Below are 12,520 nucleotides of genomic sequence, written 5' to 3' on the forward strand. Positions count from 1 at the left end.
GTCTGCGCTGGGGCGCTGACGGAAGTGCTGGGAATCGGCAAGCTGGAGGAGTAGGAAGCAGGGATGCGGACCAAGAAAGAGGCACTATCACTGAGCGCGCATCACGGCTTCAATGCCTCGCTCGTCATCGATGTCGGCGTCGCGACTGGAACCGAGGGCCTCTACGAGGTTTGGCCGGATGCTCACTACGTCCTGGTTGAGGCGCTGCCGAAATTTAAGGACGACTTGGTGCGCATCGCATCCAGCTTGGGATCCTGCGAGAGCATCAACGCCTTCGCCGGCCGCGCAGCGGGGACCGCCGATATCGCCACCGCACCCGATCAACTTCACGTTCACTGGCCCGCCGACATAGCGCCTCCCGAATGGCCGCGCGCCAGTGTTCCGGTCGTTACGGTTGACAGCCTCGTCGCTCGGCGGCTCGCGATCTCCCCGTCGACCCAGGCTGTCCTCAAGATCGACGTCGATGGCGCAGAACTCGACGTGCTGGAAGGCGCCAAAGCTACGCTCACATGCAATTGTGTGGTCGTGATCGAGGCGGCGCTCCTCGATGAGCACGCAGCACGCTTTGGCCGGATCGTCAACTTCATGACAGCACACGGCTACGAGGTCTGGGACATCCTGGAACCAGTGCTCCGGCCGAGCGACAGTCTGTTGTGGCAGGTCGATCTAGTGTTCGTGCCGCGCGACTCTGCGCTTCGCGCGTCACGCGTCTATCTGTAGCTCCGGCCAAATCGGGAGCGGCTTCCTTGCTTGATGGCCTCAGGGAGCCTCGCGGAGCACCCGTCGCGCTTCTTGATAAAGCACGGTATGCCGGATCGCCGCCGGACCATCGTTGGGTGTGTCCTGCCCTTCCTCCTCGACGCAGCGTCTGAATCGGCTTCGGTCGAGGCCGAACCAACGGAGGCTGACGATCAATGCGCGCAGCACGGCACGCACGGCCTGCTCCCGTTCATCGGCAACAGCCAAGCGCGATTCGAGCGCTGCCACCTCGTCTGCGACGGCACAGCGCATTATCGGAACGCCGGCCTGAATCTCTTCGGCTACGAGCATCTCTACAGGAGTTCTGCGTGGTTCCCTAACGAAGGGGAGCGGCAATGCCGAGCCTTCGGCAGGGCGATCGATGATCTGTCCGCCTTCAAAATGGCCGAAACTCCCCGCGATCTTCACTTCCAGCATCTCGGCGAGCGTGCGCAAGCGGGCGACGTATGAGTGCTGCGCGACGGCGTAGCGGTGGCGCCGCCACGCGCCGGCCTCACCGCCCGCATCGAACAGGCGTACAGCTTCGCGGTGCACTCTCTCGAGATCGCCGACGTCGCCTGCTCGGTAGCGCAGAACAGGGAGCGCGAGTTGATCGGCCGGGGGCAGGATCATCTCAAGGCTCTGGACATCATCGGACACGATCGGGATCTGCCCGGTCGCCAAAGCGTCGAACAGCCGGATCGGGACGTCCTCGTTCACGGCGAGCACCGCCGAAGTTTTGTGCCGGCACCACTCCTCGAACTGCTCCTCGCCGGACTTAGAGAAGTAGCGGTGGCTCTCGTTGGGCTCGTTGTACGGTATGAGGAACAGGTTGTTTCCGGGTATGCGCTCGATGGCGGTGCGCAAGAAAGCCTCTCGGGAGAACGAGTCATTATACCCCCGGAAACCTCCATACAAAGCGTCGACGCGCGGCCCAACCATGTACCTTCCTGCAAACGCCTCAACATCAAGTGGTTCCCACTGGCCGAAACAACACGGCAGGAGGCCAAGACAATTGCGAGCTACCGAACGCAGGTAGTCGACCCGGGTCGGATGGGCGTGCACATAGAAATCGAATTCAAACGCTAGCCGAAGCGACTGCTCAAATTCGTGATGATGATCAATCAACCATATGATACCTACGCGAGGTTTGGCCTCGTCGTGCAACAATTTTAATATATCTTGCAGTCTTTCCGGCTTCCCGTAAAAATAATTCCAATTTATGAAGATGATATCGCAATCGGCGAGTTGATCGGCAGCGCGTATACTGAAGCTATAGGATCGTTCACCCACTTGGAAGACTTGGTCCTGAGTCATAGGCCATAATGCGACCACGCCGACTTGGAGATGCTTCTCCTCCCCAAGCTGGTGAAGCTTTTTCTCGACGCGCGCATGCCCCAGTCGGCTGTCAGGCATGCCCAGGCGCAGGAGATTGCGTGGATCGCCCAGCACCTCCAAACTGCTCTGGATGCCGCAGACGGCATCGCGCAATGCCTGATCCTTCAACATGTAAGATCGCCTATCACGATTGGTCAGATATCGACGACGAGCGTGCAGAGCTTGGCCTAGCAGACAGCGGCTGTGATGCGGCAGTCGATGGCTAAAGCTTGGGTGAAAGATCGCTGCCCCCCGATAGTCTTCGGTCGGTCACGCTGAACTCTCGGTGATCGCTCTTCCCCACCGAGTCAGCGCCGCTTCGAGGCTCTCTCCCAATCCCGCTGGACTCTGATCACCTAAAGCTACGCTTGCCAAGAGCCGGACAAACTCTCCACTCGACGCGCCCTGTAGACAGCGGAGATAAGCTTCCGGCGAACGAGCCGCAGCCGGAGGACACGCGCGATTGCGGAGCCACCGCCCGACACCACACCTTTCATGTGATCGCTGCGACCGGCGCCTAGACCTCATTTATCGCCAATCTTCCTTTTTGGATCAAGGCTTTGATGAATTCAGCTAAGCGGCCGGCGAAACGCGCCGGCTCAAGGCCGAACTGAACCTCACTGCCACATGCCTCCGCGAAATCTGCCAACAGACGGGCGCCGTAACCCAACAAACCCCGATTTCCAACCGTCGCGATCTCGCGAAGTACCACTTGCCCGAAATCGGAAAAAATATCTGGATCCCATCGCTGTTTATGCGTCTCATGAAAGGCCAACTTGCCATTTGCCAGGCAAATCTCGAGCTTGTTGATCGAGGCAAGCACAGGCAGCCAGAGATCCCACCAGGGACAGCCAAAAATGAAAGGCTGACTAGCGAGTAGATCTGCCCTTTCTCTCGGGAACATGAACCAATCGATACCGTCTACGAACAACTCACCCTCGTCTGGCTTTGTGGCGATCTCCTTTATGCTATCAACGTCAAAACGATGACCATAAACAATACAATGGCGCGCTGCATGCTTGATCTCACGCAAGAACGGCAGATTTGACGAGCTGAGAACGATATCAGAATTTATGACGCCGACGATCTCGTGATCTGAATGATTTAAAGCCGATATCATATCGGCCATATAGACGTACGGCTTTCCATACTCGCGACGTGCGTCGCGCGGCGCGGAGACGAAAGTCACATCCGGGTAAATATCACGCAGAAGTTCGATTTCGTCACCGGAATTGATGGATAATACAAGCGCGCCGTAACTGCGCCAGGAATTTACAGCGAGACGCTGGATCTCATGCCGCATAGGCATCAAAGAGGTGATCAGGGTTATTCCAGAGAATGGTTTGAGGTAGTCGATGAAAGCGGTCGGTTCGTCCAGCTCAGTCGCTTGTCCGGTGAGGATTTCAGTTGCCATAAGATTATTGCCGACCATGACGCACGCATGAGCCGCCATCAGATCGATAACGAACCTATTCCTGTCCTTCAACTGCCTTACTATAGAGGGCAGGCACCGATAGGCCCTGATCACAGCCTCATGATTGCCAGACTGGGATTGCACATTAAGATAACCCAAAAACGCACCGATCGCTTCACTCGCGACCTTCGAACAGGCATCCAACGACACGCCACTTAGTCTGGCAAACGCTTGGCTCGCGGCCTCCCAGTCTCCTGAGGCCGCTGCTGCGAAAACAAGGAGCCGGTAGCCGCTCGGAGCGTCTGAAGAATCGAGTCTCAGAACCAGCTGCGCGCACTCCATTGCAGCCCGGTAGTGCCTACAATTGAAATATAACCACCCTAGCCATAGCAGCAAAGAGTAGTCGCCAGGCCTTAATTGTACGGCATCTTGACAGTACCGCAAGGCACTCATATGGTCGCCGCTCGCGTCCGCTCGTCGGATTAGATCGACGAGCGCTTCGACCTGCGCGTCTCTATCGCCACTCATCAAGAGGTAACCTTATCGCTTCTAATGAATTCGGAGCTCATGCGTGATCAAAAATACCCGAAAGCCTCTTGTTGGCAAAGAGAGCATCGTTTTCGTACACTTCGACAAGCTCAAAGTCTGGCAGCAGGGAAGCGATCCCATCAAGATCGAGGGCCCCTTCGTAAAATTCCTGTTTTGAGAATTCCGTATAGAAAAATCGCGTCCATTGCAGCATGTCGCTTGCCCCGCTGATGAGATCCGCCTCGGCTCCCTGGACGTCAGCCCATATGAAGTCAACTAATACGATTTTGTTGGAACTGGACCACTGATCAAGAGTAGTGATAGGAACTTGTATTATATTTCCAAAACTCACCCAAGGGTGAGCCTGAAGGTGAAGTTTCGGCTTCCGGATCGAGCCTGACTGATCCCAGTCAGTTGGCAACCCTTGGATAATTCGCTGTTCCTCGCTGTGCGGCCATAAACCACCACTCTGGTGGAATTCAATGCTGCCGATCCGATCGCCAATCGCGGTTTCGAACAGTTGCACATTCTTCTCTTGAACGCGTTCACGGAATCTCATAGCCGCCCGTGGGTCCGGCTCGAAAGCTATGACCTGGCCGAATGGAAAGGTCTTAGCCAACCTTCTGGTATCTGTTCCATCGTTGGCACCGACTTCTAGAAGCGTCGCGTTTGAACGAGCCACAAGCGATGCGATATGATTAAGGTCTATCATGCTGATCCGTTAGCTTGGCAACAACGTCGAACGGAACGGTCCCGGCGTAGCCGGCCTCAGGCCATGTGCGCGATAGGCGCACTTGAATTTTAAGTTTCTTGCTCATGCATCAAAAGGTCCACGTACCAAGATAACCGCTTCTCCGTTGAGCATGGACACGAGTTCGGCCTGGGCCAAAGCAACCATCTCGTCATCCAAGCCGTCCCGCGAATGTGCGTCTAGCAATCCGGTGCGCCAACGTTTATGGCCAGATGTTTACAAGTCCATGCTGTCGAAGACAAGCTTCGGCTCCGACCTCAAATCTTGTTCGGGATGCGGATCTTAGCCCCCGCCCAGGGCAGTCCTGTTGTCGTTCCCTGACTGGGCCCGGGCATGCCGTCGGCTTGACGGACGTTTCAGCCGCCATCATGTCTGCTAGCCTAACTTATTCACGAGGGCAGTGGATCTGAGGTGGCGAGCTTAGCGTAAGACATTGATGTGGCTTAGGGATTGGGTGCTGACGCCAACACCTGTGACACCATCGAGCCCGCCACGCCCGCCATGTCCAATCTTGACGTGCTTCCGTTCGGATTTCCATCCGTCCGGGGCAAGAAGCTCACATCCGCCTTCGATGGCGGACGCCTGACCTCGGACAGTGGCATTCTCTGCTGTTGGCTCAGGCCGCCCGACGGTTCGGCATGGCTGAGAAGCTCGCCGCCGTGATCTCGGACCGTCGTGATCCGAGCCGGGTACTGCATCCGCTTTCCGAGATCCTTCTGGCCCGCATCCTGGCCAACGCCTGCGGGTATGAGGATGACGACGACCTCAACTACCTGCGCGCCGACCCGGCGTTCAAGCTCGCCTGCGGACGCCTGCCCGAGAGCGGCGCGGATCTGATGAGCTAGCCCACCGTCTCGCGGCTGGAGAACACACCGGGCCTGCGCGACCTGATCCGGCTTGGGCGGGTGCTGGCCGGCCTGTACTGCGCCAGCTACGCCAAGCCGCCCGCTTGCGTCATCCTGGATATCGAAGACACCTGCGACGTCGTCCATGGCCAGCAGCAGTTGTCGCTGTTCAATGCCCACCACGATGACCGCTGCTTCCTGCCGATCCACGTCTATGACACCGCCGCCTCGCGCCCGGTGACGGTGATCCTGCGGCCGGGCAGGACGCCCTCGAGCCGCAAGGTGCGCTCTCATCTGTGCCGCTTGGTCCGAGCCATCCGCCGGCACTGGCCCAACTCTGCGATCACCACCTGCGGCGACAGGCCCTACGGCCGACCCGAGGTCATGGTAAGGTCGCGAGGACAACGACGTGGCTTACATCTTCGGGCTGACCGGCACCAGGGCGTTGGCGGCCAAAGTCGAGGCGACGGCCGATCACATCCGGGTGGTGCGGGCCGTCGGCGACATGGATGCGGTGCGCGGTTTTGCCGAGACCGCGCATGCGGCCAAGTTCTGGCGGCGCCAGCGCCGCGATGCCGCCCGCATTGAGGCGACCCGGCTCGGCATCGGCATCGGCATTCGCTACGTGGTCACAAACATTACGACCGGCACGCCCGAATGGCTCTACGCCGAGCTGTACTGCGCCCGCGGACAGGCCGAGAATCTGATCAAGCTGCACAAGAGCCAACTCGCCTCCGACCGCACCTCCTGTCGGCACCCGGCTGCGAACCAGATGCGGCTAGTTCTGTACATCGCCGCCTACTGGCTGACGCTCACCGTGCGAGACGCCATCATGAAGGACCACCGCCTGGCAAGGGCCGAGTTCGCCACGATCCGGCTGCAGCTCCTGAAACTCGGACCCCGCATCCGCGAGAGCGCTGCTCGCGTCCGCTTCGCCTTCGCCGCAGCCTGTCCGAAGGCTGACCTGCTGCACTACCTCGCAGGGGCTCTGGGACCGGCACCGGCCTGAGCCACAGGGCCGAGACGCCCCGACGAGCCCGCTCCCGTTCCTCAAGCATTGCCGAAACAACCTGGATCCACAGCGTCGAAGGCGCAGCGATCTCGCGCGGCTACAGCGCAAAAACTCGATCCGTCGCCTGCCGGGTGAATAAGAGGGGCTAACTCGTCGCAATCAGACTGAGAGCGAACATCTAAGTCCAATGAATAGCAGCGCGTTTGCCCGCACCGCCGCCCGCTGCCGGAAGGGAATACGGCAGGGCGAGGCATGTTCGGACAGGTGCCCGATCTGGTCGCGCAAGAGGCGACGTTGGGCGCACGGTCTGACAAGCTGATCCTGCTATGGTACGGAGCCACCTTCCAGGACTTGGCGATGGAGCGTGTTTGGATGGGTATCGTCACATGGGGACCTCCTCAAGAACTTATAGCCCTCCTACAAAAGAATTTTAAGTTTGAGGCTTTCGCCGAAACAGGCACCTTCGAGGGAAAGACAAGTTTATGGGCCTCTGAGCGCTTCCCGAAGGTTTATACAATCGAAGCATCTAAGCATTACTATGATATTGCGCAAGACACGTTCTCTTCTGCCGACAACATCGATTCAAGATTTGGAGATACGAGCCTGGTCTTGTCTCGGCTTATTCCAAATTTGCCTCCAAGTTTGATATTTTTGGATGCACATTGGTCGACTGGACAGACAGCCGGCGAGAGCAATGAATGCCCGCTCCTAACAGAGCTCGAAGTAATACGGCCGTGGTTTAGCAGACATGTCGTCATGATCGATGATGCCAGGTATTTTTTAGAACCTCCGATCAGGCCCCATCGGTTTACCGATTGGCCGTCCATCGACGAGATAATACAAGCAATGAATGGCACATCTTACACGGTGCATTATAAAGATGTACTTTTGATGATTCCCCGCATACATCGCATTCGCATCGAAGAGGCAATTCGAGATCTCAATGAAAATCATGATACTTAGAACTGTAAGAATGTTAAATTAAGTCCGGAAACGTTTTTGTCGGGATGAGCCCGCCCCGGCGGCAGGTGAGGAGGTGAGAGCCGCCAACGAAGTCGCCGAGGCGGTCGTCGTAAAGGCGCACGCGCGGGGTATGGCCATTCAGGCGCTAGGGCACGGTGTAGAAATTTTGCGCAGGCGGAACCCGCCGGCCGAGGAGGCGCGCGCTGACCTGCTCGTAATGGCACGAGCGCCGCTCGGGCAGTTGCGCCAGGACGGCACGCTCGCTGTCGCTGCGCTTTGCGGGCGTTGCGGCGTCCGACGAGTTCGTTGACGAAGGTACGGTAGGCGATCAGGTCGGGGAAGTCCGTGCTGGCGCGCAGCAGGAGCGCGTGAGCGATCACCCGCTCGAGGTGGCTGTGCGGGCCCTCGACCGAGACGTTCTCGCGGACAAGTCGGGTATTGTTGCGGGTGGGTGTCATGCCGTAGCGGGCGCAGAGGGCCTCGCAGCGGCGGGTGAGATCCTCCCGGGCGGCGGCGTCGAGGTTGCGAAGGCTGTTGGTGCGGTGCTCGCGGGCCACGCCGCCGAGCACGACGTGGGCGTGCTCCAAGCCGGAGTAGGCGAGCCGGAAGTGGTAGAGGCGGTGGTCGAGGCGAAGGCCGGGGAAACGCGGATCCCGCGGCGCTGCGATGCGCGAACCACCGCACGGTGTCGAGGAGCAAGGCGTGAAACGCAGGCTCACCAAATGGGACTCGCTTAGGTTTTGAAGGATGCCGGGCTCGCCGTAGGCACGGTGATAGATATTAGGGTCCAGCGCGATGGTCCTGAACTTCGGCTTATGTTCCCGGATAAACGATATATCCTGTTCGAACCAGTTCGAGAATATGCGGCAGACATCAAACTAAATTATGAAGACATGTCGTTCGATCTGGAGAATAACGCACTGTCGGACCGAGATGACATAATGTTTCTGAAAGATGTCAGGTCAGACGACGACGGCATTGTCAGTCATGTAGTACGCCTGCGGTGAAGGCCGCGGTCGTTCTCCCGATGGGGTGTCAGGCAGCGATCGGCCTGGGCTGATGTTGGGTCCAGTTCCACGGCAACAGATCGTCGATGTGCTGGGCCGGATGGTCGGGCAGACGGCTGAGCACATCGGCGAGCCATGCCTGCGCATTGATGCCGTTGAGCTTGGCGGTCTCGATCAGCGTGTAGAGGGCGGCCGCGCGATGGCCGCCGGCATCCGAGCCAGCGAAGGTCCAGTTGCGGCGGCCTACCGCGATCGGCCGGAGCGCCCGTTCGGCGGCGTTGTTCGACAGGCAGGCACGCCCGTCGCCGAGGAAAAGGATGAAGGCGCTCCAGCGCTTGAGCATGTAGTCGATCGCTTGCGCCACCGGAGCCTTGGCCGAGAGCTTGGCGCGGTTCTGCCGTAGCCACGCTTCCAACTCGGCGACGAGGGCGGCCGAGCGGGTGCGACGGTGCGCGCGGCGTTCATCGGCGGCAAGACCGTTGGTGGCGCGCTCGGTGGCGAAGATCGCATCGATCCGCGCCACCGCCTCGATCGCGATCGGAGCCTTCCTGAGCTCGGCCAGCTCGAAGAACTTGCGTCGGGCATGCGCCCAGCAGGCCGCCTCGCGCAGCGGGCCTAGTTTGCGGCCGGGTTCGTACAGCCGACCGAACCCGGAGAAGGCGTCCGCCTGCACGAGGCCGTGGAAGTCGCCCAGCCAAGTCTCGGCATGCGCGCCGGAGCGGTCGGGGGAGTAGAAGTAGGCGACAGCCGGCGGCTCGGGACCGCCGAAGGGACGGTCGTCACGCACCACCGTCCAGAGCCGGCCCGTGCGGGTCTTGCCCTTGGCCAGGACCGGGACGGGCGTGTCGTCGAGATGCAGGCGCTCAGCCCCTCGAACATGGGCCTCGATCCGGGTGACCAGGGGCGACAGGGCGGTCGTCACCGCTCCGACCCAGCCGGCCAGCGTCGAGACGTCGATCGGTACGCCCTCGTGGGCGAAGCGCTGGCTCTGGCGATGCAGCGGCAGGTGCAGGCCGAACTTGGCCATCATCACCTCGGCGAGGAGGTTCGGGCCCGCGCGTCCGCGCGGGATCGGATGGAATGGGGCCGGAGCCTGCGCGATCGTCTCGCAGTCGCTGCACGAGACGCGCTCGCGTACGTGCTGGATCACGACCCAGCGCGCCGGGATCCGCTCCAGGGTCTCGGTGACGTCCTCGCCGAGGTGACGAAGGCGCGCTCCGCCGCAACAGGCGCAGGTCGTCGGGCCGGGATGGACGACGCGCTCGCGTGGCAGGTGCTCGGGCAGAGGCCGGCGGGCGGGCTTGCGCCGCGAGGAAGCCGCACCGGAGAGCGCTTCGGGCTCGGCGGTCGCCTGCGCTCGGGTCTCGGCCAGCGTCTCCTCCAGATCCTCCAGGACGAGTTCGAGCTGGTCGATCCGGGCGCTGCGCTCCGAGGAGGTCCCGAACCGTTCTCGCCGCAGCCGGGCGACCTCCAGCTTCAGCCGTTCGACCGCGATCTCCGAGGCGAGCCGGGCCGCCCGCTCGGCCAGGATCATGGCGTGGGCGGCGGCGAGATCGGTGGGAAGCGGCGGGGGCTCGGGCGCGTTCGGCACGCTCGAGAGAAGAGCATATTCTTCAAGCGCTGTAACGCGTTATCCTCAGCCGAGAGCGCTCGGACGCCAGCTCTCCTGCGGCATCCGCCAGTCGATCCCCGAGAGCAGGTAGCCGAGTTGCGCCGTCGAGATCGTCACGGCTCCATCCGCCACCGAGGGCCACAGGAAACGGCCGCGGTCGAGCCGTTTCGTGTAGAGGCACGCGCCTTGGCCATCGTGCCAGATCACCTTGATCAGGTCGCCGCGCCGTCCGCGGAACACGAACAGATGCCCGCCATGGGGATCGCGCTTGAGCGTCTCCTGGACGATCAGGCCGAGACTGGAAAAGCCCTTGCGCATGTCGGTGTGGCCGGTGGCCAGCCACACCCGCACGTTGGCCGGCAGCGGGATCATCGACCCTCCAGGGCGTCGAGCACCCGCCGAAACGCCGCTGCATCGACGTCGGAGCCGACCCGAACGCGCCGGCCTCTGCCGAGATCGATCTCGATCACTCCGCCGGAGCGACGGCCGCGGTTGTGCGCTCGACCAGGCTCGACCGTCATCGCGGCGGACGTGGGAGTGATCACGACGGGGACCAGCGCTGGCGTGGGAGCACCGACACGCTCGCACAGCAACTTGCGCCAGCGGAACAGCTGACTGACGTGGAGACCGGCCCGGCGGGCGACATCCGAGGTCGACACACCCGGTTCAAACGAAGCGGCGACCAACCGCTCCTTCTCCGCCAGCGTCCAGCGTCGACGCCGCTCGGCTCTCACCAGTTCGATACCCGCCTGGGTCATGCTCAAGGTCCTAGGATTACTCCTATGACCTCAGCCTCAACGGGCCAACTCACAAGGCGGCCTTCGCCGGATGCGTACTCATGTACATCCGGCCATACACATGGAGGACGCCCTGAGATCAGCCGAGACCCGGTCACTTGACAGTTATTGGCATGAGGCGTGGAAGGCAGGCAAGTCTACAGACGTGCCTTATCTTATAAAAATCGACGTCGATGGGCATGAAACGGAAATATTGCGCGGCGCCAAGAACGCACTAATCTTTACTTCGTGCCAGATAGTCGAGACCACATTGCCGCACTTGCCTGAACGCTGCGCCTTGGCGGAGAAGGCCGGGATGCATCTTTGAGACATCGCGGACATCAGCTTTTATCGCGGCAGTCTGTATCAACTGGATCTGGTGTTCATCTCAGGCCAGGGGACGGCGAAGAACCCGAATCTGAATGCCAGCGTGTCGATCGGGGTTGGCGAGATAGATCAGACACAATGGTACAACCATCAGGCGTCGGATGAATGACTTGGGTTCACCTATGCCGCCGGGCGCTGCCGTCTGTGCCGCCCCGAGCGGCCGCCGACGCAATCCGATCGTATGATGATAGACAGCGAGGGTCGGGAGAGCGGCCGCCCGAGTGAGTGGCAGGGCGCGGGTTCAGGGCTCGCCCTCTGTCGTTGCGTGCAGGCTATACCAAGCGGCAGGGTCGAACGGCTCGAATGCGATCCGCATTCTCGGGTCTAAGCGACGGATGAGGCCCTCTGCGCGATCGGGTATGAAGACGAGGTCGCACTGGTAGAGACATCCGTCATAATAGGTCATATCGACGATGTCCCACAGGGTTAGCCCGGCGGCCTCGGCCAGCCTGAGACGTTCAGGCAGGTGATGAAGCGTCGTCTCAACGATCAGACAGGAGGCGCCGAAGAGTGCCCTCCTGGCCCCCTTCAGGATCTCTGTCTCGTGCCCATCTACGTCGATCTTTACGAGGTAAGGTTTTGCCGGCGATGTCTCGTCGACGTACCCGTCCAGCGTCTTGCGTTGCACCGTCCTCAGGCTCGCCTCATGTCCTTCCGCCGGACTGACGTGACTGACGACGCCGTCGGCGTCGGCACGCACCTCCCTCAGTAAGAGCGGGCCATATCGATCTGAGAGAGCAACGGGCTCAAGTTTGTAATTGAGGCCCGCGTAGGCACGGTGAATGGACTCGTGATACTCCACCACCGGTTCGAACAGGATATGGGGCAAATTCGAGAAAAGCTGGCGCAGGTCCGGACTGTCCCGCTGGACGCCGACGTCGATGACCGTGCCAACATTCAAACCTGCGCGGAGCAGAGTCTGTACCGAATCCCACTTCGTCAATCTACGTTGCAAGACCAGCTCCTCAGACTCGTCGTTCCGGCTTCATTAGCACGGGTGCAGAAGCGGGACTACGAGCGATGAGGGTACGGGCTGGAACCGCGGAACGGGTCAAAAGGGCTGCGGCTCCAGCAGGAGCATTGTCCGTCAGCGAAGAGAGTGCGCACGGA

Annotated in this window: 10 protein-coding genes and 2 pseudogenes; 4 read left to right on the top strand and 8 right to left on the bottom strand. The window is 60.6% G+C overall.

The genetic code is table 11. From position 1 onward, the window contains the following. The first annotated feature begins 63 nt into the window (after positions 1-63). On the top strand, positions 64-720 hold the full coding sequence (locus M6G65_RS05255; protein ID WP_238199338.1) for an FkbM family methyltransferase: 657 nt from the start codon (positions 64-66) through the stop codon (positions 718-720). A gap of 39 nt (positions 721-759) precedes the next feature. Here the strand turns inward: M6G65_RS05255 and M6G65_RS05260 are convergent, their stop codons facing one another. From M6G65_RS05260 to M6G65_RS05270, 3 genes are all read right to left on the bottom strand, one after another. Further along, positions 760-2,247 (bottom strand): CgeB family protein, encoded by a 1,488-nt coding sequence (locus M6G65_RS05260; protein WP_250103661.1) that lies wholly within the window; start codon positions 2,245-2,247, stop codon positions 760-762. Positions 2,248-2,632: 385 nt separating this feature from the next. Beyond that, positions 2,633-3,739: a hypothetical protein gene (locus tag M6G65_RS05265; protein WP_238199336.1), complete on the bottom strand. Its 1,107-nt coding sequence runs from the start codon at positions 3,737-3,739 to the stop codon at positions 2,633-2,635. 355 nt (positions 3,740-4,094) lie between these two features. Next, a complete protein-coding gene (locus M6G65_RS05270; protein WP_238199335.1) occupies positions 4,095-4,769 on the bottom strand; it encodes an FkbM family methyltransferase in 675 nt (224 codons plus the stop codon). Positions 4,770-5,309: 540 nt separating this feature from the next. On the opposite strand from M6G65_RS05270, the pseudogene M6G65_RS05275 reads away from it, so the two are divergent. Next, a pseudogene (locus tag M6G65_RS05275) lies at positions 5,310-6,662 on the top strand (IS1380 family transposase). Between the two features lie 267 nt (positions 6,663-6,929). Further along, positions 6,930-7,628, top strand: a complete 699-nt coding sequence (locus tag M6G65_RS05280) for a hypothetical protein (RefSeq protein ID WP_250103662.1) — start codon at positions 6,930-6,932, stop codon at positions 7,626-7,628. A 52-nt stretch (positions 7,629-7,680) separates the two neighbouring features. Here the strand turns inward: M6G65_RS05280 and M6G65_RS05285 are convergent. The 4 genes and pseudogenes from M6G65_RS05285 to tnpA form a co-directional block, all read right to left on the bottom strand. After that, positions 7,681-8,266: pseudogene (locus tag M6G65_RS05285) on the bottom strand (IS21 family transposase); the annotation flags it as partial. A gap of 397 nt (positions 8,267-8,663) precedes the next feature. Continuing rightward, entirely contained in the window at positions 8,664-10,169 is a 1,506-nt protein-coding gene (tnpC, locus tag M6G65_RS05290) for an IS66 family transposase (RefSeq protein WP_250104212.1), read from the bottom strand. Between the two features lie 102 nt (positions 10,170-10,271). Beyond that, positions 10,272-10,619, bottom strand: coding sequence for an IS66 family insertion sequence element accessory protein TnpB (gene tnpB, locus M6G65_RS05295; protein WP_024827170.1), 348 nt, complete (start codon positions 10,617-10,619; stop codon positions 10,272-10,274). Then, on the bottom strand, positions 10,616-11,005 hold the full coding sequence (gene tnpA, locus M6G65_RS33875; RefSeq protein WP_373323889.1) for an IS66-like element accessory protein TnpA: 390 nt from the start codon (positions 11,003-11,005) through the stop codon (positions 10,616-10,618). The genes tnpB and tnpA overlap by 4 nt, the downstream gene beginning before the upstream one ends. Positions 11,006-11,105: 100 nt before the next feature. On the opposite strand from tnpA, the gene M6G65_RS33880 reads away from it, so the two are divergent. Further along, entirely contained in the window at positions 11,106-11,351 is a 246-nt protein-coding gene (locus M6G65_RS33880) for an FkbM family methyltransferase (RefSeq protein ID WP_379011098.1), read from the top strand. Positions 11,352-11,651: 300 nt separating this feature from the next. Here M6G65_RS33880 and M6G65_RS05305 read toward each other — a convergent pair whose 3' ends face one another. Next, positions 11,652-12,365, bottom strand: coding sequence for an FkbM family methyltransferase (locus M6G65_RS05305; RefSeq protein ID WP_238199333.1), 714 nt, complete (start codon positions 12,363-12,365; stop codon positions 11,652-11,654). Positions 12,366-12,520 lie beyond the last annotated feature (155 nt).

The organism is Methylobacterium tardum, from assembly GCF_023546765.1.
Taxonomy (GTDB): Bacteria; Pseudomonadota; Alphaproteobacteria; order Rhizobiales; family Beijerinckiaceae; genus Methylobacterium; species Methylobacterium tardum.

Bases quoted from the DNA above. Each gene is read 5' to 3' on its own strand.
- M6G65_RS05255 (WP_238199338.1), top strand. From the start codon at position 64: ATGCGGACCAAGAAAGAGGCACTATCACTGAGCGCGCATCACGGCTTC.
- M6G65_RS05260 (WP_250103661.1), bottom strand. From the start codon at position 2,247: ATGTTGAAGGATCAGGCATTGCGCGATGCCGTCTGCGGCATCCAGAGC.
- M6G65_RS05270 (WP_238199335.1), bottom strand. From the start codon at position 4,769: ATGATAGACCTTAATCATATCGCATCGCTTGTGGCTCGTTCAAACGCG.
- tnpC (WP_250104212.1), bottom strand. From the start codon at position 10,169: ATGATCCTGGCCGAGCGGGCGGCCCGGCTCGCCTCGGAGATCGCGGTC.
- tnpB (WP_024827170.1), bottom strand. From the start codon at position 10,619: ATGATCCCGCTGCCGGCCAACGTGCGGGTGTGGCTGGCCACCGGCCAC.
- tnpA (WP_373323889.1), bottom strand. From the start codon at position 11,005: ATGACCCAGGCGGGTATCGAACTGGTGAGAGCCGAGCGGCGTCGACGC.
- M6G65_RS33880 (WP_379011098.1), top strand. From the start codon at position 11,106: ATGGAGGACGCCCTGAGATCAGCCGAGACCCGGTCACTTGACAGTTAT.